This is a genomic window from Pseudomonas sp. B14-6 (assembly GCF_013260315.1).
Classification (GTDB): domain Bacteria; phylum Pseudomonadota; class Gammaproteobacteria; order Pseudomonadales; family Pseudomonadaceae; genus Aquipseudomonas; species Aquipseudomonas mandelii.
Genome location: NZ_CP053929.1, coordinates 363,727 through 386,630, shown reverse-complemented (window position 1 = coordinate 386,630; position 22,904 = coordinate 363,727). Strand labels below are relative to the sequence as shown.

The window sequence follows — 22,904 nt, the reverse complement described above, 5'->3', positions numbered from 1 at the left end:
TCAAACTCCTTGAGTGTTCCAGCGTGCATGAAGGTGACGACCGTCCTGACTCAGCAACGCCCCGTACATGTCCGGGCGACGGTCGCGGTAGATGCCCCAGCTCAGGCGTTCTTCGCGCATGGCGTGCAAGTCCAGGCTGTGGACCAGCACGCCGCTGCTGTCGCGATCGGCCTCGGCGAGCAACTTGCCCTTGTGGTTGCAGATAAACGACGAGCCGTAGAAGCTCATTTGCAAGGCCGCATCGGTGGTCGCCACCTCACGACCGACGCGATTGGCCGCCACCACCGGCAGGATGTTTGCAGCGGCATGGCCACGCATGGTCATCTGCCAGTGGTCACGGGAATCCAGCGCTGCACACCCCGGCTCAGAGCCGATGGCGGTGGGAAACAGCAAGACTTCGGCGCCCATCAACGCCAGGCAGCGGGCGGTCTCGGGGAACCACTGATCCCAGCAGATCCCGACACCGAGGCGCCCGAACGCCGTGTCCCAGACACGGAAACCGGTGTCGCCGGGGCTGAAGTATTCCTTCTCCTGGTAACCGATGGCGTTGGGGATGTGGGTCTTGCGATACACCCCCAGCAAGCGCCCGTCGGCGTCGGCCACGCTCAGGGAATTGAAGTAGGCATTGCCAGCCTTCTCGAACCAGCTCAGCGGCAACACCACCCCCAACTCCTTGGCCAGCGCAGCAAAGCGTTTGAGTACGCCGCTGTATCGATACTCTTCGGCCAACGCCAAATGTTTATGGCTTTGCTCGATGCAGAAATACGGCGTAGCGAACAGCTCCTGTAACAGGATGACCTGGGCGCCCTTCGCGGCCGCCTCACGGATCAGTCGCTCGGCCTGATCGAGATTGTTCGGCAAGTCCCAGGTGCACGGCATCTGGGTGGTAGCAATCGTCAACAGGGTCATGGCATCACTCCTGCACGGGCCAGGCCGGCTGCTGCTGGGTGATGCAATGCACCCCGCCGCCGCCATGGGCCAGGTGATTGATCCGCACCGGCACCACCTCGCGCCCCGGGAACGCCCGGGCCAACACTTCGGCCGCCGCGTGGTCGGCGTCGATGCCATAGGCCGGCATGATGATCGCGTGGTTGGCGATGTAGAAGTTGGTGTACGAGGCACAGAACACTTCGGCTTCGGTGTCCACGGCATCGGTGGCTTCATAGAGTTCGATCAGCTCGAACGTGCGCCCGTGGGCATCGGTAGCCAGCTCCAGTGCGCGACGGTTTTCCCGTGCAATCTCGGCGTACACCGAATCTTTGTCGTGGGTGGCATCCACCAGCAACACGCCGGGGCGGGCGAAGGCGCAGACGCCATCGACGTGGCCGTCAGTCATGTCGCCCGTCACGTAGTCCGGGTCACCCGGCAGCCAGATGGTTTTCTTCACGCCCAATAACTGCGTGAAGATTTCCTCGATCTCGGCCTTGGTCATGCCCGGGTTGCGATTGGGGTTGAGCAACACCGATTCGGTGGTGATCAGCGTGCCCTCGCCGTCGACATGAATCGCACCGCCTTCGTTGCTCAGCGGGGTGCCAAAGCACGGCACGCCGAGGCGATTGAGTGCGCGGCGCGCCAGGCTTTCGTCGAGGTTATGCAGCGACTTGCCGCCCCAGGCATTGAAGCGCCAGCTCACCCCGCCCAGACCGTGTTGCGGATGGCAGACGAAGCTCGGGCCGGAGTCGCGGCACCAACTGTCGTTGACCGCCAACGGGATCAGTTCGATGTTGGGTCCACACAGCGCTTTGGCACTTGCGATAGCCGAAGGGTCGACGACCATTTTCACCGGTTCGAACCGGGCGATGGCGTTCGCCACCCGTGCGAAATCCTCCTGCACCAACGGCAAGGTGACGCCCCAGCCCGACTCCCAAAGCGCCTGGTTGTGTGGCCAGACCATCCAGGTCGCGGCGTGCTTCACCCACTCTGCCGGCATCCACCAGCCACTGTTCTGAAGTTCGTTCTGCTGCATGACAAGCACCCTTGAGTTAAGTCATTGTGTTCAATGAAAACTGCCTTCGCGGTCTTGGCATGCATGCTACGGTCGTAAAACAAGGCCAACAAACGATGGATTTTGTAGAAAAGTGATTAGAGGAACTTATCGATATGCTCAAGCACTGGCCCCCGCTCAACACCCTTCGCGGCTTTGAAGCCGCCGCCCGCCTGGGCAGTTTTCACAAGGCGGCCGACGAGTTGCACCTGACCCAGTCGGCCATCAGCCAGCAGATCCGCACGCTTGAGGCGTACCTTGAGCAGCCGTTGTTTTTTCGCAGTGGACGCAGCGTCAGCCTGACCGATGCCGGCCACGATCTGCTCAGCACCACCCAGGCGTTATTGCAGCAACTGGCGGTCGGCATTCGTCGCCTCGGGCAATACCAGAAACCCAACCAACTGGTGCTCAACACCACGCCGACATTCGCCCGTCATTGGTTGCTGCCGCGTCTGGGGGATTTTCGTCGTCAGCACCCGGAGGTCGACCTGTGGATTTTCAGCACCGATGAAGTCCCGGACATGACCACCCAGACCATCGACCTCGCGGTGCGTGACGACATCAGTTCCCAGGCCGAGTGCAGCTTCAAGGTGTTGCACGCCGACCGCCTGTACCCGGCGTGTCATCCAGACGTGTTGACGGTGCCCGTCGAGCAGCGCACCACCCTTCACGGAGAGCGGGAGATGGACTGGAGTCATTGGGCGGTGGAGGCCGGGATTGATGTCGGGCAGAAGGATCAGGGGCTGAATTTCTCCGACCCCGGCCTGCTGCTGGACGCCGCCTGCGCGGGGCTCGGCATCGCCCTGGTCAGTCAGTTGCTGAGTCGGCCGGCACGTGACAGCGGACTGTTGCAGCCCTTGGTGGAAGACACCATTCGCGGCCCGAACTGGGCCTTGCTGACCCATCGTGACAGCGAGAACAATCCGCTGGCGCGAAGCTTCGTCGAGTGGCTGTTAAGTAACCTGGACGCAACGAGCCAGACGTCTCCCGCACTTGCAATATGAAAGGGGACTCGGCTAATGGCCAGTATCCTCAGCCAAGTCCGTTGATGAAGTTCATATTGAACAACAGAACACTCAGCCTAGTGCTATTGAGAGAAGTCGCTTACAAAAAACTTAATTAGTTCAAAAGAACTTCCAGTGCGCCATGACATTATTCAGGCGCCATTTAAGTGACTTGTATTTCACAAAAACCACTCGCTAATGCCGCCGACCGAGACTGCAACAATCATTCAAAAATTCAAACACACCGACGAATGGACTTTAAATATTAAAACCCTTTAAAAACAATAAGTTAATATTCTATTACCAACTAAAACAAAACCCCTTCAGAAAAACACAAAACCAAAAAAAGACAGGGATCAGTTATAAAAGTTTCAAACTCATTTAATAAATAATAAATCCCATGTAACGCTTTAAAACATCTCTCTTCAATGCTAATAATTCCGCCGCTTCCGGGCTTACAGGCGCTTTCCCCCTCACACGAAGTGAATATCAGCATCAACGCTGATCCCCGGCATTAATCAAATTCAAATAACACCGGCTTGCTCAAGTTCAATAAAACTTGGGCCTGCATTGTGCTGCGCACTGAAACTGCGCGAGGAAGGCATCATCGCTCGTCATCATTCAAGGATTAAAATCCTTTCGATCTTCGGTACCCGTCCAGAAGCCATCAAGATGGCGCCGTTAGTCAAAGCCCTCGCTGCGGAACCCGGCATTGATTCGCAGATATGCATCACCGGCCAACACCAAAGCATGCTCAAACAGGTGTTGGACCTGTTCGACCTCAAGGCCGATTACACCCTCGATGTCATGACCCCGCAGCAAACGCTCAACTCCCTGACGGCGGCGCTTTACGGGGCGATCGACCCGGTGCTGGAAATGACCTGCCCGGACCGGGTGCTGGTGCACGGCGACACGACCTCGGCCATGGTGGCCGCGATGGCGGCGTTCCATCGACGGATCCCGGTCGGCCATGTGGAAGCCGGGCTGCGAACCGGTGATATCTACAGCCCGTGGCCGGAAGAAATGAACCGTCGCTGCATCGACCTGGGGGCGGACATGCTGTTTGCGCCCACCCACGAGTCGCGCCAGAACCTGCTCGACGAACGCCTACAGGGTCGCACCTTCGTCACCGGCAATACGGTGATCGACGCGCTGCAGATGACCGCACGGCGCATTGAACAGGATGCCGACCTGCGCGCAAGCCTGGACCGGCAGTTTTCGTTCCTGCAGACCGGCCGCAAGGTCCTGTTGGTGACCGGGCATCGTCGGGAAAATTTCGGTGAAGGCTTCCTGGATATCTGCAAGGCCCTGAGTCATCTGGCTCGGCGTTCGGATATCCAGATCGTTTACCCGGTGCACTTGAACCCCAATGTCATGGGCCCGGTCACCGAGCATCTGGGCGGTCTGCCCAACGTGCACCTGATCCAGCCGCTGGACTACCTGGCCTTCGTGCGCCTGATGCAACGGGCCCATGTGATCCTCACCGATTCCGGTGGCGTGCAGGAAGAAGCACCGTCCCTGGGCAAACCGGTGCTGGTCATGCGTGATGTGACCGAACGCCCGGAAGCTGTGGCGGCGGGCACTGTGCGCCTGGTCGGTACCTCGCCGGGCTCGATCATCGCTGGCGTTAACGCGCTGTTCGATGACGACCTGTTGTGGCGCCGCTGCTCCCAGGCGGCCAACCCTTACGGCGACGGCAAGGCCAGTGCGCGCATCGTCGATGCCCTGATGGGCCGTCCGGTGGACGATTTCATCGTGGCCGGCCAGTCCTTGCCCAAGTTCCTGCAATACCCGTCTGCACAGCCTGCGCCCGAGAAGCATTACCCCGCTTTTACCTCTCGATAAACCAAACCGTTTCTCCCCTTATCAGCTCGAGATCTACCTGAATGAAGTCTTCCGTTGCCATCCATACGGGTGCCCTCAGCGCCCTTGCCTGTGGTGTGAGCCTGCTCGCGCTCATGCCGACCTTTGCCTTGGCCGCGGACAGTCCGCTCACCCAGGCGATCAACCGGCTCAACGCCGACACCCGACAAGAGCGTGAGGTGCGCTTGAGCGATCTGGGGATCGATGCACCGATCATCCTCGGCTCCACCGATGCCCGCCGCGAACTGTATCTGCCGGTGCCGGCAGGTGTTCCGCTGACGGATGCGACGTTGAATTTCGACGCCAGTTACCTCAATGGCGAAGGCGGCCGCAACACGCTGCTGCTGTCGCTGGACGGTTATCCGGTGCGTGCCGAAGGGCTGAGCGAAACCCAGGGTGACGCCAGCGTCACGCTGGGCGTGGACAAAAAAGCGCGGGACAGCGGCTCGCTGCGCCTGGGCATCGCCTGGTCGTCGATCGTGTCCCGTGTGCTGTGCGAAGACGAACGCGCCATCGGCAATGTTCTGCGTATCGAACCCGACACCCGCCTGACTTACAGCTATGACGCCAGCCAGTTGCGCGACGTCGGCGCTGCGTGGACGGCCTTGCCTGGCAAACCGGGGATCATGGTCGCGCCCGGCACCTTATCCGCTGAAAGCTACGATTCGGCATGGCGTCTGGGCGTGGCACTGGAGCGGATTGGCAAGCGCAGTCAAATCCTGCCCTTCCCTGCCGTACAAGACAGCGTCGACCTGAGCGGCCTGCGCATTCCGGCCGAACTGCAAGGTATTCCAGCGTTCGCCAGCCTCAACGGCAAAGGTCCGCACACGTTGGCAAACCCGGCGGAGATCGGCGCGTTGCTGGTATTGGGCCAGACGCCGAACGTCCAGGCGGATCTGGCGGTCAACGACCCGCAACTGCTCACAGCGATTAATGCGTCCCTCGACGCGCTGCAGAGCCAGATCCAGGGCTTCGATGCCACGGCGGCCAACGCGTTCACGCAATGGCGTGAGACGCATATCAATGCCGGCCTTGCCGCCGATGGCACTGACAATGTGCGCCTGGCCCTGGTGGGCACGCGCCCTGTTCTGATGATTGCGCCGCATGCCACCGACAAGGCGCTGGCCTTGTTCAGTAGCGCCTGGAACAAACTGGCACGCAGTCGCCAATTGACCGTCAGCGAAGCGCAGCTGCCCTTGAGCAGCGACGGCCGTGTCGCCCTGTCTCGCCTGGGCGGCAATCCCGGCGCCATCGACGTGCTGGCCAAGTCTGACTGGAGCACGTCATTCCCTCTGGGCAGCGTGGCTTACGACGGTCGCTTGCCGGTGAAGGCTGTGGTCGACGTGTCTGCCGCGCCCGGCGCATCAGACACTGCGCCGGTGGCCTCGCTGTTTCTCAATGACTACCTGATTGGCGCGCAGCAGCTGGTGGCCAACGGTGAAAAACAACGCATCGAAGCGCGCATCCCGCGTTACGCCGTGGGCGCGACCAACGTGCTACGCGTGTCGTTCCAGCGCCAGCCCGTGAGTGATCGTTGCCTGGAAACGCCGCAAGCCTTCCCGGTTTCCGTGCTGCCGACCAGCCACATCGTGCTGGAAAAAACCGCGCTGGGTGATGACTTCTCCGGCATGGCCGCGCGCTTTGCCGTGGACACCCAACTCCTGGTGCCTCAGGCCTACCTCGATCATCCGGCGAGCAGCTTGCCGCAAGTGATTTCAGTCGCCGATGCCGCCGGGGTCTCGCCGCTGCGTTCACAATTGAAGGTCATCACAGATCCGAAAGCCTCGGTCACGCTGGACAAGGCCTTCCTCGCCTTCGAGCTGCCGATCAAAGACAGCAAGGAGTCCGTGCAGGTCGATGAGCAGGGGCGTCTGCGCATCAATCACAAGGATCAAGTGTTGCTTGACGTGCATCCGCTCAATCACCTTGCCTCGTTGCAAGTGGTCGATGCCGGCGGCCAGCGCGGTATGGTCTATCGCGCATTGGGCAATGACTCGCCACGCTTCGCCAAACAGATTCTGCTGACCCGCGGCGATGTGGCCATCCTGGGTGACAACGGTGCCCTGACCACCTTCGACACTCAGGATCCAAGCGGCAGCCAATTGATCGACAACGAAGAACCCAAGGGCCTCGACGCCTGGCGGACACCGTCGCTGTTGTGGCTGATTCCGGGTGGCATCCTGTTGGTTCTCATCCTGTTGCTGGCTGGCCGTAATGCCCGTCGCAATCGCCAGTAACGGAACCCTTCGATGACGTCGCTTTATTGGCCCTATTGGCTGGCTCACTACTACAGCTTTCTGGAGATCTCGACCATCGTGGTCGCGGTGCTGATCCTGATTTCCAGCCTGGACGACCTGTTCATTGACCTGTGGTACTGGTCGCGCCGCCTGTTTCGCAAGTTCACCGCGGACCGCAAATACCGACCGCTGACCGCCGAGCAGTTGATGGCCCGGGACGAACAGCCGCTGGCAATCATGGTCCCGGCCTGGCTGGAATATGACGTCATCGCGCCGATGATCGAAAACATGGTGTCGACCCTCGATTACCAGAACTATGTGGTTTTCGTCGGCACCTACATCAACGATCAGCGCACCATTGACGAAGTGGAGCGCATGCGTCGGCGCTACAAGCAGTTGCACCGCGTGGAAGTCCCGCATGCCGGGCCGACCTGCAAGGCCGACTGCCTGAACTGGGTGATCCAGGCGATCTTCCTGCATGAGAAAACCCACGGCATGACCTTCGCCGGCGTCGTGTTGCACGACAGCGAAGACGTGCTGCACCCGATGGAATTGCGCCTGTTCAACTACTTGCTGCCGCGCAAGGACATGATCCAGTTGCCCGTGGTTTCGCTGGAACGCAACTGGTACGAATGGGTGGCCGGCACCTACATGGACGAGTTCGCCGAATGGCACGGCAAGGACCTGGTGGTGCGTGAAAGCATGACCGACACGGTGCCGTCTGCCGGCGTCGGCACCTGTTTTTCCCATCGGGCCCTGCGTGTGCTGGCCGGGGAAACCCAGAACCAGCCGTTCAACACTGACAGCCTCACCGAGGACTACGACGTCGGCGCACGCCTGGCCAAGGTCGGCATGAACGCGATCTTCGTGCGCTTCCCGGTGCAGTTTCGTGTGCTGCGCAAATCCTGGTTTCGCAAGCCTTACGAATCGACGCTGAAGATGCCGTTGTGCGTGCGCGAGTTCTTTCCCGACACCTTCCGCACCGCGTTCCGGCAGAAGGCCCGCTGGACACTGGGAATCGGCCTGCAAGGCTGGGAGCAAATGGGCTGGAACGGTTCGCTGGCCAATCGATATCTGTTGTTCCGTGACCGCAAAGGCGTGGTGACGGCGTTTGTCAGCATCATCGCCTACGTGATTCTGGTGCAGCTGTTGGGCCTGATCATCCTGCGCCAGAGCGGCCTGTGGGACGTGAGTTTCCCCACGCCGTTCGAAACCAACGGCTTCATCAAATACTTGCTGCTGGCCAACGGTGTTGCGCTGGCCTGGCGCATCGCGCATCGCTGTTATTTCACCACCGTGCTGTACGGCTGGCAGCACGGTTTGCTGTCGATCCCGCGCATGGTGGTGGGCAACTTCGTCAACTTCATGGCCGCGTCACGGGCCTGGCGCATGTTCCTGGTCGGCAAGGTCATGAACCGCAAACTGGTGTGGGACAAGACCATGCACGACTTCCCGTCCACCGACCTGGTCGCCGCCGCCCCGCGCAAGCTGGGCAGCGTGTTGCTGTCCTGGCAGGCGATCAACGAAACCGACCTGCAAAGCGCCCTCGCCGAACAGAAAACCCGGCACATGCCCTTGGGGCGGATCTTGCTCAGCAATGGCTGGCTGGACGACGAGACGCTGGCCGAAGCCATCGCCTTCCAGAATGACCTGCCGCGGGTGTTCGATGTGGCCCACAAGGCGCAAGCGTCAACCCTGACCCTGGACGATGAATTCGCCCTGCGCTGGCGGGTGGTGCCGGTGGGCTTGAACGCCGACGGCCGAGTGCAATTGGCCGTGGCCAGTCCGTTGCCGGCCGAAGGTCTGCAACAAGTCAGCGAGGTACTGGGCAGCGAGCCGGTGCAGCTGATTGCCCGTGAAAGCGAAATCGTTGCGCAGTTGCGCCTGATGAATGTGCGCGAAGGCCAGTCGGTACCAGATGCCCGCGCGCCACTGTTGGGTGACCTGTTGATCGAAATGGGCCTGCTGGATCGCGACGTGTTCAACCGCACCATGTTGCAGTACCGCCCGCAGCGTCACGGACGCATCGGCGACTATCTGGTCGACAGCGGCGTGCTGCCCCGCGCCACCATCGAAAAGGCCGTGGCACGTCAGCACAGCCACTACCCTGCGGAGCTTCCGGCATGAATCGCCCCTTGCTGACCCTCATGGCCACGGGGCTGAGCCTGATACCTGCGCTGGCTCATGCCGAAACACTGCCATTACCGTTGACCGGTCCAGCCTACGTCACTGCCAACGAGGCCTACAGCGCCTACGAGCGCAAAGACTACGACCTGGCCATCGCCAAGGCCCGCGAAGCGTTGCGTCAGCGCGCCGACATCACCCGTTTGAACAGGCTGATCGTGCTGGCTCAACGGGACAAGGATCTGCGTGATCATCCCAAGCGCTACCCACAGTCACGTCAGGCTCCAGGCTTCGGCGCCGCCGCCCAGGCCTTCAAGGCCTATGATCGCGATGATTTCGGCGCGGCGGCACAGGCGTCACGCAAAGCCATCGCCCAGGCGCCCAAACGCATGGATTATCGACTGCTGCTGATCGAGTCGTTGCAGCGTCAACAACATCTTCAAGAAGCGGATCAGGCCACCACTCAGGCATTGGCCGTGTTCCCGGACGACGATACGTTGCTGATGCGCCGCGAAGCGATTCGTCGGCAATTGGCCGCACCGCTGGCCGTCGAAAGTTATCGCGCCCTGGAGCAAGGCCAGGTGCCGTTGGCCGTGGATCAGGCCCGGAAAGCCGTCGCCTGGGCACCGGAAATCGGCGCCAATCAGCAACTGCTGATCAGCGCCCTGCTCGCAGACAAGGATTACCGAGGGGCCGAGCTGGCCGCGTCTGGCGCACTGGCTCAGGACGATGGCGAAATCGCGCCGTGGATCCTGCGCAGCTACGCCCTTGATCGTCAGGGTAAAACAGCGGCAGCCGAGGCTGACCTGAATCACGCCTTGGCCATCGATGGCCTGCTGGAAACCGAAACCCGCGACATTCGCTTCTTCGCCGCCGACGCTGCGCTAGCCCATGGCGAGCCTCAGCGGGCGCTCGATCAGCTACAACCTTTGATCGATGACGAAGGCGGCGAAGTGGCCCGTCGACGCACTGCCGCCCGGATGGCCCTCAGGCAAAAAAACAACGGGTTAAACGCTGTCGCCCAGTTTCCGGCCCCGGCCCTGAACTGTCAGGAAACCGCTTTTGGCCTGGTCTGCGATATCTGGCCGGGCAACCAGCGCGACGGCGGAACCGACAAGGCCGGTCAGGCTTACGCCGCACTCGCCAGCAAGGACCCCGCCTCGGCCGTCGTCCTGGCCAACGAAGCCATTGCCCGTGCGCCGCAGAATCCAGCGTATCGACGGTTGCTCGTCAGCGCCTTGAGTGATCAGAAACGAGTGCCCGAAGCCATCGCGGCGGCCAGCGAGGGCCTCAAGCTCAGCGGCGATGACGCCCGACTGCTGGCCCAACGCGGTCGTCTGCGCCAGCAATCGGGTGACGACGCCGGGGCTCGCGAAGACTTTACCCAGGCCTTGGCACTGGGGAGCCTGCCTGCTTATGAAGAAGCCAGTTTGTATAGCGCCATCGGCCAGCGCCGAACCGCGCGCGAACGGCTGCAACAAGCGCGGGACACGGGTGAACTGGAATCGATGAGCGACCTGCAGATCGCTTACTTGTCGGTCCAGGCCGGCGACGATGACGGTGCCCACGCATCGTTCCGCAAGGCCGATGCCGAGACGCGACTGACGCCGACAGCCACTCAGGACGCGGCCTATAACGCGATGCGGGTCAATGATGACGAACAAGCCGTCAGCTACTTCAAGCGCGTCATCGACGCAAACAATGCCGGTGAACCGGACCTGTCCCCGCAGCAGCTGTTCGACACCCGTCGCACCGTGGCCGATGTGTCGCGCACCTGGGGCCTGACCAACACCACCAGTTACCGCGGCAACAGCACCAGCAGCGGCCTGAGCTCAGCGCCGAGCGGCGGCAATAGCAGCAATGACAGCCTGCAGAACAGCACCGAATTGTCCTGGCGCCCGTTGGGCTATCGCAATGCACGTTTTGTCGAACTCTACGGACGCGTCACCGACACGCTGTGGAGCAAGAACAGCGATTCGGACACCGGTTTCGATGCGCTGCAAGGCGCGGTGGGTGTACGGGTCAAACCCTTTACGTCACTGAACGTGATGGCCGCCGTCGAGCGCACATTCCCCTTGGGATCGTCGGACGTCGACGGTGACTGGCTGCTGCGTCTGGGCTATGGCGCAAGCGTCGGGACCGATCTGCGGGTCGATGCCTCCAGTTGGTGGACTTCGCAGTTGTTCGCTGAAGCCGGACATTACGTCAACGACTCGCGAGACTATTTCAACAGCGAATGGCAGGTCGGCCGCAGCTATGCCATCGGTGGCGCGGGCTCACGCTGGGTGACGTTCCCTCATGTGGTGGCTGCGTTCGATTACGACTCGAAGATGAACAGTGGCACCGACTCCGATGGCAAATCGGACTCATCGTCCGGCAAGGCCGGTGGCATCGGTGTCGGCAACAACGTGCGCTACTGGTTCCGCGAAGATGCGTACAACGCGCCCCGCTCCTATCTCGACTTCTCCCTGCAGTACCGCGTCAAGGTGCTGGGCGATGATCGCGCTCAAGGTGTCTTCGGTCGCCTGACTTATTCCTATTGAGGACTTGCATGAAGATTCGATTCTGTTTGTGGTTGGGACTTGGCCTGATCCCGATGGGGGCAAACGCCGCCCCTGAAATTGCCCAGTTGTACGCGCCAAAACTGCCGGAGGGTTCGGCCTGGGTGCGGGTGGTCAACCCCTCCGACACTGCCATGCAGGTCCAGGTGGGCCAGGGCGCGAGTTTCGCCCTTTCGACCCAGGCGACGGTGGCCAGTCCTTTTCAGGTCGTGGACTCGCGACAGCCGCTGCAAGTGACCGTCAACGGTCGCGAGATAAAGGGCCTGAGTGCACCGAAAAGTGCGTGGGTCACGCTGATTCTCGACAGTGACCCGGCGCGGGCACCCCGCCTGGTCATCGACCCGCCGCTGCGCGGCAAAGACTTGCGTGCCGAACTCAACCTCTACAACCTGGCCAGCGGTTGCGAGAAGGCCGGGGTGAAACTGGCTAACCATGCCCCGGTGTTCAATCAAGTCCCGTTCAACGGTCAGGCTCAGCGCACGATTAACCCGGTGCAAGCAACGCTGGTTGCCAATTGCGAGCAGAACATCAGCCTGCCGTTCAAGCTGACGCCCTTCAAGGCCGGCGATCGTTACAGCCTGTTCCTGGTCGGCTCCCGGCAGGCTCCACGCCTGATCGGCCTTGTCGACCAGACCGCGCCATGACCCTTCAATGGAAATCTCGCTGGCCGGTTTCCGCCCTGATCGCCGGTGTCTTGTTGAGCCTGTCGGGCACCGGCGTTGAAGCGGCCTCGGCGGTCATTACCGGCGAAGGTGGCTGGCTGTTCCCGGCCTGGGAAAGCCTGAGCAAGGTCGATAACCCCGGCACGACTCGCAACATTGCGCTGGTGAAACAACTCCAGCAGAACCTTGCGCGGGAACACATCAGTCTGGTCGTATTGGTAGTGCCGATGAAAGCGCCGTTTTATGCCTCGCGCCTGCCCGCCAGTCAGCCCTTGAGCCCGGCCGTGATGCAGCGCTACGAGCTCTTGCAGAGCGAGCTGACTCAGGCAGGCCTGACCACGCTGAACATCAAGCCCGTCCTGCAACGCACTGAACACGGCAAACAGACCGCGTTTTATCGCGCCGACTACCACTGGACCGCCTGGAGCGCGGAAAACACCGCCGACGCCACGGCGCAACTGATTACCGAGCGTTACCGCCTGCAGGCGAACCCGGCGGTGGCGCGGCGCTGGGCGAGTGGTTCGACCGACGCGCGTTCGGCGATCTGGCGAGCAATTTCCTGCCGGCGATCAAACGTAAATCGATTGGTCGCGACATCTACACCGTTCGCCATCAGGCCCAGAACGACTTGCTGATCGATGACGCACCGGCACCGGTTCAGGTGATCGGCAACAGCTTTGTCCAACCTTACCTGGGCTTTACGCAAAAGCTTTCCAATGCCCTGGACCGTCCCGTCGCGCTGACCTGGAATCCTGGCGATGTCGGCCCATGGGCTACGCTGCTGCAATACCTGGAGTCTGCGGATTTCGCCCAACACAAACCGCAAGTGATCGTCTGGCAATTCAACGAGGGCCAGTTCCACCTCGGCCCCGATGCCGCAGCTAACTGGAACGCCAAAGGCGTCACCTCGCTGAGCCAATGGCATCAGCGCATCAATAAGGCGCTTCCGTGAACATTCTTGGTTACACCGCCAGTCGCGCGACCATTGCGGGTCTGTTGTTTGCCGCCATTCTCGGCACCGGGACCGGCGTGCTCTACGTGACGGACAAAAAGGCCCAGACCCCAGGGATCGTCGGCATCGTCTGGCAGCCGGACAACAAGACCGTCGGCATCAATGGCCACTGGGAAAAGCTGGGGGCCCGCGAGCTGCTGGTGCAATGGACTGTCGTCGACGATCAGGCATTCGTTGCCGGTTCCGGCCTGCCCAGCGTGCCGGTTCTGCCCGATTGGGCACGCATCGCCAAGGCCCCTTGGGCGCAAGACGTCATCCTTGGACTGGCCGGCTATTTCAGCGAAAACCGCTCACGGGACAACATCGAGCAACTGGCGGCAGTCTCGGCACGCATCGCCAAATTGCCGACGCCCTTGCACGTCACCGGCTGGTATTTCCCCGCCGAAGTCGACCCCAGCTGGACCCGCGCCAAAGAACTGCCCGCCCTGCTGGCCAAGCTGCCACGACCGTTATGGATCAGCGTGTATGACGGTGCGAACATCGGCCCTGTCGCCACGGCAGAATGGCTCAAGCAGTGGCTGCCGAATGACATTGGCGTGTTCTTCCAGGACGGCGTCGGTGTCTACGCCCGCACCGCACCGGTCGCCAGGACCTACGCCGACGCGTTGCGCGAGCGTCTGGGCAAAGACCGGGTGCGCATCATCGTCGAAGCCTTTCGCCCCAACTTCGGCGGCGGATTTCGCTCCGCCACCGCCGCCGAACTCAAACCGCAACTGGCGGCCTATGACGGTTTTCCGCTGTACCTGTTCGACGGACCGCACTACGTGACGCCTGAGCTGGTGGAGCAACTGGCGCGATAACGTAGATCATCAGCGTCAGGTCGGATTAACCCTTGACCGCCGCTTCGATCGCCGCGACATCGATTTTCCCCATCTGCATCATCGCGTTGAACGCGCGCTTGGCCGCTGCTTGATCGGGATTATTGATGGCATCCGTCAGGACGCGGGGCGTGATCTGCCACGACAATCCCCATTTGTCCTGGCACCAGCCACAGACGTTTTCCTGGCCGCCGTTTCCGACAATCGCGCTCCACAAGCGATCGGTTTCGGCCTGGTCGTCAGTCGCCACCTGGAACGAGAACGCCTCGTTGTGCTTGACCCCCGAGCCCCCGTTCAGGCCGAGACACGGAATGCCCATCACCGTGAATTCGACCGTCAATACATCGCCCTGCTTGCCCGCTGGATAGTCGCCAGGCGCGCGAAGGATGGTGCCCACCGCGCTGTCGGGAAACGTCTTGGCGTAGAACGTCGCGGCCTCCAGCGCGGCGCCGTCGTACCAGAGGCAAATCGTGTTTTTGCTGACCATTCTGGTTCTCCATCAATGGGGAATGAATGGTCATTCTAGCTGAGCGACCAGATGGACCACGAAGAGGGCCATGCCCCTTGTCGGCAGATCAATGCTGTGACGAAGTCCAGCGTGCTGATTACTGGATACTCGGCTCGGCGCAAACCGCTGATGTGGAGCGAAGTGTACGTAGCCCCAACAGCACGATCACCACCATGACCAGCCCCGCGCCGATGGCGACGCCGAACCCTGCCCGTGCGCCATAGGCGTCGATGACCAGCCCCGCGAGTACGCCACCGAGCGCCACGCCGATGCTGATGCCCGTCGTCATCCACGTCAGGCCTTCGGTGATCCTGGACGGTGGAACGATGATCGTACCAAGGTTCATGACGACGACCATCGTTGGTGCGAATGACATGCCTGCCACAAACAGCATCCCGGAAAGGATGTAGACGTCCGGCGAGAAAATGGGCAAGACGGCTGTAACTGCCGTGATCAGAACGCCAACGAAGAATTGCTTTTCAATCGACAAGGAGACCCTCAACGCGCCGAACGTCAGGCCCGCGATCATTGAGCCGAGCGCATAGGCTGCGAGGATGAAGCTGGCGGACGCTGGCCAGTCTTGTGCGTTGGCGAAGGCCACCACCGCCACATCGATTGATCCGCCAATCACCCCCATCGCCAAGAGTGCCAGAACGATGGTGCGAACGCCGGGAATCAGCAAGGTAGAGCCAGTGCTCTTCCTGACGCCCACGACGACCTTCGGTTCTGTCTGCTTTTGCAGAAGAAAAGCGCTCACGCCGATGACCAGCAGCAAGACCGCGACAAGCGGTCCGGCTTCGGCAAAAAAACTGACGCTCAGACCGATGGCCAGGGGTGGACCGATAATGAAAGCGAGCTCAGTCAGCACCGTGTCCAGGGAGAAAGCCGTGTGCAACTGCGGCTTGCCACGGAAAAGCTGTGTCCAGCGTGCTCTTATCATCGCGGGCATGCTGGGCATCGTGCCCGCCAGTGCCGCAAGAATAAACAACAGCGGGGTCGGCGCCCTCATAGAGACGGCAACGATCAGCGCCAGCAACATGCCAATGCTGAAGGTGGTGACTAAGGGCAGCACCCGACTCTGCCCCCGCTGATCGACGAGTTTCGACACCTGCGGGCCGATCAGCGCATTGGCCAGGGTAAAGGTACCGGCGACCGAGCCAGCCAGCCAATAAAGTCCCGTCTGCTGCACCAACATGGTAATGATGCCGATGCCGATCATTGCCTGTGGCAGACGGGCAATGGAACTCGCGATCACCAACCCCATGACGCCCGGGGTGGTGAGCAGTTCGCGGTAGGGATTTGCCATGATTTCTCCTTTTTATAATGCTTCGCCGATGGGTACCCCGCTGCACGCCCGCAAACTGTTGCGGGCGGTTTATCGGCGACTCAATGGCACATGTGAACCAGCAAGCAAGCGAGGCAGTTGTTCACCATAGCTGAGCGTCTAACCCTCAAAGACCAGCGCCGTGGCTTCAGGACTGCGTGCAACCTGGGCTTCGAATAGTTGATGAATACACAGATGAACAGAAAATTCAGACGTAACTTGGTCGCGCATCCTTGCCTCCAGAAGTGAACAAACTCACTTCTATCGATTGTTCGCACTTACATCATGCAAGTGCAGTCCTTGGAATATTATCTAATCAATCCAACCTGCCATCTGCCGCAAACTATCCAATGGCAACGCGTCGATCATTAGAACTAACTATTTAGGGCAGGCATATCCGCCACCCCCTCTTACCCGTGTTATCACATGTAACCAATGCCACCTAAAACGCCCATCCCAGACAGCTCGCAGCTAACAAAAAAGGTGTATTCATGGCGCATGAAAAACAACATTCACGGCCAGAAAACCAGAATGTTTTGTTTCTGCACTAGAGATACACGATGATCTTCGAGTCTATTTGGCAAGAGCATTTCTATCCGGTTTCAGCTACGGGTTCCAGCGACGCCAAGAGTCTACCCCTGAAACATCGAAGTCAAATACCGGGGAAAAACTGACACATCCTAACGAAGTAAAACCGCCCCACCGGGCGGTTATGAGTGTGAAAAATCATGGTTTCGTGAGTTTTTGTAGGTGCCTTCCTACATATAGATCGTCATGGTACGCACGTCACCTTGCTGAGGGTGGGTCCGAGCGTTTGATCGAAAGCCACGCTGCGTCAATGCAGGGTGCCCTACTGCGGCTGAAAGGTCTGTAGATACGCCAACAGGTTTTCAATCTTCTCCGGATCGCTGAGCCCCCAGAAAATCATCCGGGTACCGGGCACTACTTCCTTTGGATCTTCGAGGTACGCGATCAGGGTCTCGCGGGTCCAGACAATGCCGGCCGATTTCATGGCGTCGGAGTATTGATAATCCGTCGTGCTACCTGACGGGCGTCCAAAAATGCCATTGAGTTGCGGCCCGAACGAACCCCGCGCCGACTCCCCCACTTGATGGCAGCCGCCGCATATCCGTTTGAACAGTGTCGCGCCGGCTTCAGCATCGCCGGCCGCCTGGACTTGCGCGCCGAACACCCCCGCAATAAGCACCATAAGGGCTGCGGCTTTATTCATGTCCTGCTCCAAATCATTTGTGGCCAAGCGCACGTAAATCAGCTCGCACCCGGTGAACCTACTTCCAGTAAGCCGCCGGCAGACGGGTGGAATAACGACCCCGCTATCCGCTGACAGCGGCAAGCGCAGACTCTATCCTGTGCAACCCTGCGATTCCACCGGAGATGCCCTGTGCCACCCTTGACCGCCCGCGAGGTTTACCAGCAGTTGCGCGACGCCGCGCTGGAACTCCGGCCGCTATCGCGCCTCGCCAGACAACCCGAGCCCGGCCACGTGCACGTCGATATCGAAGGCTGGCGCCTGAGCCTCGGTGTCGACGGCGCCCGTCTGCTGCATTGCCAACGTTGCCAGGCCCCGGACGGCCGCGAGGGTGAACTCGACCGCTGGCAACGTTACGGCACCGACCCGGTCAGTTTGCTCAGCACCTGGGAGTTAGCGCAGATCGAGCGCTTGCTGTGCCTTCAGCGCCAGCCTTAGAGATCAACGATCACCGTCCCGGCAATGCTCTCGGCGAATTCGACTCCGAACAGACGACCCGGTGTCTCGAACCCGGAACGCCGCTCCCCGGCCAACACGCGTCGCGCCGCTTCCACCGCGGCCAACGGTGTGTAGGAGTAGCCGTTGATAGTCTCAATCACCGACCGCGCAACCTGCCCATCTGCCCCCGTCACCTCAGCAACCGCATAGGCCCGATGCGACAGGCGCTCTTGCTCGCTGGGGCCATCGGGAAGTCGGGACAAGTCGCCCTCTGGGAATGCGTCACCGCTGATGTGCACGAACATCGCAATGTTGGGGATACCCGTCGAGCGCCCACCCGTGACCAGATCACCGAACGACAGCGGCGCGCAGAGCACAGGCCCGGCGCCGAAGTCGAAGTGACGCGGTTGCGCATCCGGCGCAGGAACGAGTACGCCGTCGACCCGCGCCATCAATCCTGCACCGATGATCTCGCCAACGCTGTTGGCCGATCCACGGGACATGGAGCCTGCAACCTGCAGCGCGATCCGTAGCGATTGCGGATGTTCGACACGACGGGCAACGTGCAGAGCGAGGCAGTCAGTGGGGACAACGTCCCAGCCGACGCCTGGCAATAGCATCACTCCGGCATCCTCGCCCAACCGCTCCGCCAGCCGGTAAACGTTGATTTCGGCAGTAATGTCGAGATAGTCGACCCCGGCCTCGATGCAGGCCCGCATCAACGGCTCTGCAGTCATCACAAAAGGACCGGCGCAGTTCAACAAGACCGTGACGCCGCTCAGCGCTTGCGCCGTTTGAGCGTCGGCCGTGAAGGTGCGATAAGGCACGCTCAGCTGCCGGGCAAGCGCAGCCACGCTTGTCGCGTCACGTCCAGCGACTTCGAAGTCCAGCCCGGCTGCCTTCGCCTGTGCCGCGATCATTCGGCCGGTGTACCCGGTTGCGCCATATATCAGAAGTTTGCTCATTATCGGTGCTGCCAGTTTTTATAGACGAATTCGAGGCTGTAGCCATCTGGGTCCAGGACGTTAGCCGCGTAATAATTCGGGTCGTAATGCAACCGTGCGCCGGGAGCGCCGTTATCGGTAGCGCCTGCTTTCATCGCAGCGGCATAGGCCGCATCGACCTCGCCCCTGCTGTTCGCAACGAACCCGACATGCGCAGCCCGCCCCTCCACCACCCCTTCACGCAGCCAGAAAAACACCCGGCCTTGCGCACCGAAACCCTTGAGGTCCGGGTGGCCCGGCGGGCCATCCTTGCCGTCGAAATCGAGCGAGTGAGTGATGCGGAGCGGTGTGAGCGCCGCGGTATAGAAATTGACGGAGCGTTGGGTGTCGCTGACTGAGATAAACACATGATCAAGCATGGAATGCGCCTCGCTGGTTCAGATGATGTAACCGCCGGAAACCTCAATGGATTGCGCGTTGATCCAGGCACTTTCTTCGGACAGCAACGTGGCGATCACTCGACCGACGTCGTCCGGTTCGCCGATGCGACCGAGCGCCGTTTGCGAGGCCAGCAGCGCCTCGAATTCTTCGCTCAAGCCGCCGCCCAGTTCGGTGCGAATGGCGCCGGGCGAGACGGCATTGGCACGGATGCGTCGCTCACCAAACTCCTTGGCCATGTAGCGGGTCAGTACTTCCAGTCCGCCCTTGAAAGCGGCATAAGGCGCCACGCCTGGCGTGACCACCCGTGTCGTCGCGCTGGTCAGGTTGACGATGCTTGCGCCCTCCTCCATCAGCGGCAGCAAGGCCTGGGTCAGGAAGAACGGGCCCTTGAGGTGAACGTTCATGAGGTCGTCGAACTGCGCCTCGGTGACCGTCTCAAGCGGATTGAACAGGCCGTGGCCGGCATTGTTGACCAGACCACCCAGGGTGGTGGTTTGCCAGTTCGATTGCAGCGCCTGTCGTACCGCATCGACGAACACGCCGAAGCGCCCGGCATGGCAGACATCCAGTTCAAGGGCGACGGCATGACCACCTTCGGACTTGATGCGCTGAACCACCGAATCCGCCGCTTGCACGTTGCTCTTGTAGGTCAGGATGACGCCCATTCCACGCCGGGCACAGTGCACTGCGGCGCTGGCACCAATGCCTCGACTGCCGCCGGTAATGACGATAACGCCCATGGCTTGCTCCACTGTCAATCAGATGAGCAACCACGGTAACCATAGACCCTCGGGCGAGCGCAGCCGTTACTACTCCAATCCTGCCTGTTTCTGCTTTTCGCTTGCGCCGTGCGTCCCCCTGCGGTCAGATGTCTCCCCATGGAAAACCAACTGCATGAACTCAGAACCCTCGCCGCCAGGGCCGAAAACAGGCGTACAGAGACGGGCATTCCGCGCGTGGCCATGGTCCAGGGTGCGATTCCCGAACATCAGTTGGCCGCTGTCTACGAGCCGATGATCAACCTGATCCTGCAAGGCAGTAAGACCATCACTGTCGGTGATCGCACACTGAGGTATGACCCGGCGACCTATTTCGTGATGTCGATTGAACTGCCGGCGGTCGGCAGTGTGCACCCGGCCACGTCCGGCGAGCCGTACCTCGCCGTCGCCTTGACGCTGGACCCTGCCGTACTGGCAACGTTACTGACAGACCTGCCAAAACCTGTCGCACCGTCAGGACAGGAGGCCGGCTTTTCAGTGGCCGCAGTCACACCCGAGCTGATGGACGCCTGGGTGCGCATGCTGCGATTGATGGACCGGCCGGCGGACATCGCGGCCCTGAGCCCGGTGTACGAGCGGGAGATTCTCTATCGGGTTTTGCAAGGACCGCACGGCTGGATGCTGCGCGAGATTGCCGCGCCCGATACGGCCATGGCCCGTGTCAGCCTCGCGATCCAGTGGATTCGCCGCGCCTTCGCCGAGCCGCTGCGGGTCGAGGACATGGCCCGCACAGCGTCGATGAGCGTGTCAGCGTTCCACCGCCATTTCAAAGCCGTCACCACGCTCAGCCCCTTGCAGTATCAAAAACGCGTGCGGCTGCTTCAGGCGCGGACTTTGTTGGTGGCGAACGCTAAAAGCGTCACCAGCGCCGCGTTCGATGTCGGCTATGAAAGCGCTACCCAATTCAGCCGGGACTACGCCCGCGTTTTCGGTTTGCCTCCGGCCCGGGATGCCGCTCGGATTCTCGCGCAACTGCGCGGACGTGCCGACTGAGGACGCCTCGGTCCGACTGACTCTGTTTCTTGTCATCGCGTTGGCGAATGCGTGTACCGATCGATGCCATGAAAGCGCCGCCACTGGCCCCACCCGACCAATGCGCATACCATGCTGCGACTTCAAACCGTCAGGTGTCTTCCATGATCAAAGCCAGCTTGCGAAGCCACCTGACACTCTGGTTTGCCGGTCTGTCGTTGCTCACGCTGGTGAGTGTGGGTTTCTACGTGGGCCACATCGCCACAGAGCAAATGAAGCAGGCCAGCGGCAATGCGTTGTTGAGTACGGCAAGGTCGGCGGCCGAGCTATTGGGCGCACAACTGCATGAGCGTCAGCTCGAAGTGTCTCTGCTCAGTCGAGCGCCGTTATTCAAGCACGGCGACCTGGGCGATCCGGATATCTTGTCGTCGATGGAGCTGCGTTCGCAATCCCGCGCCGAGTACGCCTGGATGGGCGTGGCTGACGCCAACGGACGTGTTCGGCAAGCCGTGAACGGTCTTCTGGTCAATCAATCGGTGAAAGAGCGCCCCTGGTTCCAGGCCGGGTTGCGCGGTGCTTATACCGGCGATCCTCATGAAGCGGTCCTGCTGGCCAAACTGCTGCCCGGAACCGCCAGTGGCGAGCCTTTGCGCTTCATCGATTTCGCCGCGCCGATCCGTAATGCCGAGGGCCAGGTGATCGGTGTGCTGGGCGCCCATGCCCATTGGAGCTGGGCGACGCGGATTGTCGACGCGGCCGTGCTGCGCAAGGACATGACGCCCGAGGTGGAGGCGCTGATCGTCGACCACGACGGCAAAGTGCTCTATCCCGAAGCGCTCATGGGGCAACGTTTGGCGAACATGCCGGTCGCCCGGGAAAACCATTCCGATACCGCCGGCTGGTCAGTCGGCGACGGTTACCTGACCAGCGTGGTCGCGGTGCCCACGCCCTCGAGCACGGACCTGACGTGGTACATCGCGGTCCGCCAGCCACTCGATATTGCGCTTCAACCCGCACGTATTCTGTTTTACAAATTGCTGCTGTTGGGGGTCATTGCCGCCATCGTGTTTGCTCTGGTGGCGTACTACCTGGCGCTGTACCTCAGCCGCCCGATCGAACAGCTGGCAAAGTCAGCCAAACGGGTACAAAACCAACAACCGGGTATGACGTTTCCGCGGGACCACTCGGTGCGAGAAATTGCCCAGCTGGGCCAATCCCTTCAGGGCATGACGGAGTCCTTGCTCGGCAAGGAGCGCGAGTTGCAGGAAGCCAATGCATCGCTGGAAGCCACGGTCGCGCAACGCACCGCCGCCCTCACCCAGGCCAACGCCGATCTGTTGAAACTGGCCACCCACGACGCACTGACCGGCGTGTACAACCGGCGCCGATTCGACGAGAAACTGAATGAGTGCAACCTGCTGTTTCAACGCACCGGACGGCCCTTTGCGTTGCTGTTCATCGACGCCGACCACTTCAAGCAAATCAATGACACCCACGGCCACGCGATCGGCGATGAGGTGCTGCACCAACTCGCCCGGCTAATCCAGGGCAACACCCGCGCCACTGACTTCGTGGCCCGTTACGGTGGTGAGGAGTTTGCGGTGCTGTTACCGGAAGTCGAGGAACCCGAGAGCCCCGAGGTCGTTGCCGAGAAGATTCGTGCCGCGATTGCCGCAGCCATTTTTGCTACGGTCGGGCACGTCACGGTCAGCATCGGCATTGGCCTGGCCGAGATATCGGACAGCAATACCACCGCGCTGATCAAACGTGCCGATCAGCAGCTTTATCAGGCGAAGTGGTCGGGAAGGAATCGGGTGGCTCCGCAGGCTCGCGTGACGGAACGCCACTGACCTCCAGCGTCCACTGATGAAAACCCGGTTAAACCGCAAGGCTATTCACTTAAGAACATCTTCAACTGAGCGACAACCTGTGGCGAGGGGACTGATCCCCTCGCCACAATTGC

General features: G+C 61.0%; 20 protein-coding genes. 12 read left to right on the top strand and 8 right to left on the bottom strand.

The genetic code is table 11. The features are described from left to right. Together aguB and HP062_RS01735 are read right to left on the bottom strand one after the other, a co-directional pair. Positions 1–909 carry an N-carbamoylputrescine amidase gene (gene aguB, locus HP062_RS01740; RefSeq protein WP_077750105.1) on the bottom strand — a complete coding sequence of 303 codons (909 nt, stop codon included), beginning with the start codon at positions 907–909 and terminating at the stop codon, positions 1–3. Between the two features lie 4 nt (positions 910–913). Then, entirely contained in the window at positions 914–1,966 is a 1,053-nt protein-coding gene (locus HP062_RS01735) for an agmatine/peptidylarginine deiminase (protein WP_010459143.1), read from the bottom strand. 134 nt (positions 1,967–2,100) lie between these two features. Here HP062_RS01735 and HP062_RS01730 point away from each other — a divergent pair, with 134 nt between their 5' ends. The 9 genes from HP062_RS01730 to HP062_RS01695 all read left to right on the top strand — a co-directional run bounded on the left by HP062_RS01730 (position 2,101) and on the right by HP062_RS01695 (position 14,247). Then, entirely contained in the window at positions 2,101–2,988 is an 888-nt protein-coding gene (locus HP062_RS01730) for a LysR substrate-binding domain-containing protein (RefSeq protein ID WP_102593380.1), read from the top strand. 606 nt (positions 2,989–3,594) lie between these two features. Further along, positions 3,595–4,833 (top strand): non-hydrolyzing UDP-N-acetylglucosamine 2-epimerase, encoded by a 1,239-nt coding sequence (wecB, locus tag HP062_RS01725; protein WP_081854013.1) that lies wholly within the window; start codon positions 3,595–3,597, stop codon positions 4,831–4,833. A gap of 41 nt (positions 4,834–4,874) precedes the next feature. Further along, complete coding sequence (locus HP062_RS01720; protein ID WP_172790684.1) at positions 4,875–7,088, top strand: hypothetical protein; 2,214 nt, start codon at positions 4,875–4,877, stop codon at positions 7,086–7,088. Between the two features lie 12 nt (positions 7,089–7,100). Beyond that, complete coding sequence (locus tag HP062_RS01715; protein ID WP_083377094.1) at positions 7,101–9,215, top strand: glycosyl transferase family protein; 2,115 nt, start codon at positions 7,101–7,103, stop codon at positions 9,213–9,215. After that, positions 9,212–11,755: a bacteriophage N4 adsorption protein A gene (locus HP062_RS01710; RefSeq protein WP_172790683.1), complete on the top strand. Its 2,544-nt coding sequence runs from the start codon at positions 9,212–9,214 to the stop codon at positions 11,753–11,755. The genes HP062_RS01715 and HP062_RS01710 overlap by 4 nt, the downstream gene beginning before the upstream one ends. Positions 11,756–11,763: 8 nt before the next feature. After that, positions 11,764–12,417, top strand: a complete 654-nt coding sequence (locus HP062_RS01705; protein WP_172790682.1) for an alginate O-acetyltransferase AlgF — start codon at positions 11,764–11,766, stop codon at positions 12,415–12,417. Then, positions 12,414–13,070, top strand: coding sequence for a hypothetical protein (locus HP062_RS01700; RefSeq protein WP_256666065.1), 657 nt, complete (start codon positions 12,414–12,416; stop codon positions 13,068–13,070). The genes HP062_RS01705 and HP062_RS01700 overlap by 4 nt, the downstream gene beginning before the upstream one ends. Then, positions 12,980–13,387: a hypothetical protein gene (locus HP062_RS30870; protein WP_306163361.1), complete on the top strand. Its 408-nt coding sequence runs from the start codon at positions 12,980–12,982 to the stop codon at positions 13,385–13,387. Before HP062_RS01700 ends, HP062_RS30870 begins: the two co-directional genes overlap by 91 nt. Further along, positions 13,384–14,247, top strand: a complete 864-nt coding sequence (locus tag HP062_RS01695) for a hypothetical protein (protein ID WP_172790681.1) — start codon at positions 13,384–13,386, stop codon at positions 14,245–14,247. The genes HP062_RS30870 and HP062_RS01695 overlap by 4 nt, the downstream gene beginning before the upstream one ends. 25 nt (positions 14,248–14,272) lie before the next feature. On the opposite strand, the gene HP062_RS01690 is transcribed toward HP062_RS01695, so the two are convergent. From HP062_RS01690 to HP062_RS01680, 3 genes are all read right to left on the bottom strand, one after another. Then, positions 14,273–14,752, bottom strand: coding sequence for a VOC family protein (locus HP062_RS01690; RefSeq protein ID WP_010459133.1), 480 nt, complete (start codon positions 14,750–14,752; stop codon positions 14,273–14,275). 118 nt (positions 14,753–14,870) lie between these two features. After that, positions 14,871–16,079: an MFS transporter gene (locus tag HP062_RS01685; protein WP_172790680.1), complete on the bottom strand. Its 1,209-nt coding sequence runs from the start codon at positions 16,077–16,079 to the stop codon at positions 14,871–14,873. A gap of 868 nt (positions 16,080–16,947) precedes the next feature. Further along, on the bottom strand, positions 16,948–17,328 hold the full coding sequence (locus HP062_RS01680; RefSeq protein ID WP_077750094.1) for a cytochrome c family protein: 381 nt from the start codon (positions 17,326–17,328) through the stop codon (positions 16,948–16,950). Between the two features lie 171 nt (positions 17,329–17,499). On the opposite strand from HP062_RS01680, the gene HP062_RS01675 reads away from it, so the two are divergent. Further along, positions 17,500–17,805, top strand: a complete 306-nt coding sequence (locus tag HP062_RS01675; RefSeq protein WP_010459128.1) for a hypothetical protein — start codon at positions 17,500–17,502, stop codon at positions 17,803–17,805. Here the strand turns inward: HP062_RS01675 and HP062_RS01670 are convergent. From HP062_RS01670 to HP062_RS01660, 3 genes are read right to left on the bottom strand one after another with little or no spacing between them, the layout of a single operon-like run. Then, positions 17,802–18,770, bottom strand: coding sequence for a trans-acting enoyl reductase family protein (locus tag HP062_RS01670; RefSeq protein ID WP_172790679.1), 969 nt, complete (start codon positions 18,768–18,770; stop codon positions 17,802–17,804). The two genes, HP062_RS01675 and HP062_RS01670, sit on opposite strands and share 4 nt — an antisense overlap. Continuing rightward, entirely contained in the window at positions 18,770–19,168 is a 399-nt protein-coding gene (locus HP062_RS01665) for a VOC family protein (protein WP_172790678.1), read from the bottom strand. The genes HP062_RS01670 and HP062_RS01665 overlap by 1 nt, the downstream gene beginning before the upstream one ends. An 18-nt stretch (positions 19,169–19,186) precedes the next feature. Beyond that, positions 19,187–19,930, bottom strand: coding sequence for an SDR family NAD(P)-dependent oxidoreductase (locus HP062_RS01660; RefSeq protein WP_172790677.1), 744 nt, complete (start codon positions 19,928–19,930; stop codon positions 19,187–19,189). Between the two features lie 138 nt (positions 19,931–20,068). On the opposite strand from HP062_RS01660, the gene HP062_RS01655 reads away from it, so the two are divergent. After that, on the top strand, positions 20,069–20,962 hold the full coding sequence (locus HP062_RS01655; protein ID WP_077750090.1) for an AraC family transcriptional regulator: 894 nt from the start codon (positions 20,069–20,071) through the stop codon (positions 20,960–20,962). A 143-nt stretch (positions 20,963–21,105) separates the two neighbouring features. Further along, positions 21,106–22,791, top strand: a complete 1,686-nt coding sequence (locus HP062_RS01650) for a diguanylate cyclase (RefSeq protein ID WP_172790676.1) — start codon at positions 21,106–21,108, stop codon at positions 22,789–22,791. Positions 22,792–22,904: the final 113 nt, after the last annotated feature.

Bases quoted from the DNA above. Each gene is read 5' to 3' on its own strand.
- HP062_RS01700 (WP_256666065.1), top strand. From the start codon at position 12,414: ATGACCCTTCAATGGAAATCTCGCTGGCCGGTTTCCGCCCTGATCGCC.
- HP062_RS01660 (WP_172790677.1), bottom strand. From the start codon at position 19,930: ATGGGCGTTATCGTCATTACCGGCGGCAGTCGAGGCATTGGTGCCAGC.
- HP062_RS01710 (WP_172790683.1), top strand. From the start codon at position 9,212: ATGAATCGCCCCTTGCTGACCCTCATGGCCACGGGGCTGAGCCTGATA.
- HP062_RS01705 (WP_172790682.1), top strand. From the start codon at position 11,764: ATGAAGATTCGATTCTGTTTGTGGTTGGGACTTGGCCTGATCCCGATG.
- HP062_RS01680 (WP_077750094.1), bottom strand. From the start codon at position 17,328: ATGAATAAAGCCGCAGCCCTTATGGTGCTTATTGCGGGGGTGTTCGGC.
- HP062_RS01665 (WP_172790678.1), bottom strand. From the start codon at position 19,168: ATGCTTGATCATGTGTTTATCTCAGTCAGCGACACCCAACGCTCCGTC.
- HP062_RS01670 (WP_172790679.1), bottom strand. From the start codon at position 18,770: ATGAGCAAACTTCTGATATATGGCGCAACCGGGTACACCGGCCGAATG.
- HP062_RS01730 (WP_102593380.1), top strand. From the start codon at position 2,101: ATGCTCAAGCACTGGCCCCCGCTCAACACCCTTCGCGGCTTTGAAGCC.
- HP062_RS01650 (WP_172790676.1), top strand. From the start codon at position 21,106: ATGATCAAAGCCAGCTTGCGAAGCCACCTGACACTCTGGTTTGCCGGT.
- HP062_RS01720 (WP_172790684.1), top strand. From the start codon at position 4,875: ATGAAGTCTTCCGTTGCCATCCATACGGGTGCCCTCAGCGCCCTTGCC.
- HP062_RS01685 (WP_172790680.1), bottom strand. From the start codon at position 16,079: ATGGCAAATCCCTACCGCGAACTGCTCACCACCCCGGGCGTCATGGGG.
- HP062_RS01690 (WP_010459133.1), bottom strand. From the start codon at position 14,752: ATGGTCAGCAAAAACACGATTTGCCTCTGGTACGACGGCGCCGCGCTG.
- HP062_RS01735 (WP_010459143.1), bottom strand. From the start codon at position 1,966: ATGCAGCAGAACGAACTTCAGAACAGTGGCTGGTGGATGCCGGCAGAG.
- aguB (WP_077750105.1), bottom strand. From the start codon at position 909: ATGACCCTGTTGACGATTGCTACCACCCAGATGCCGTGCACCTGGGAC.
- HP062_RS01655 (WP_077750090.1), top strand. From the start codon at position 20,069: ATGGAAAACCAACTGCATGAACTCAGAACCCTCGCCGCCAGGGCCGAA.
- HP062_RS01715 (WP_083377094.1), top strand. From the start codon at position 7,101: ATGACGTCGCTTTATTGGCCCTATTGGCTGGCTCACTACTACAGCTTT.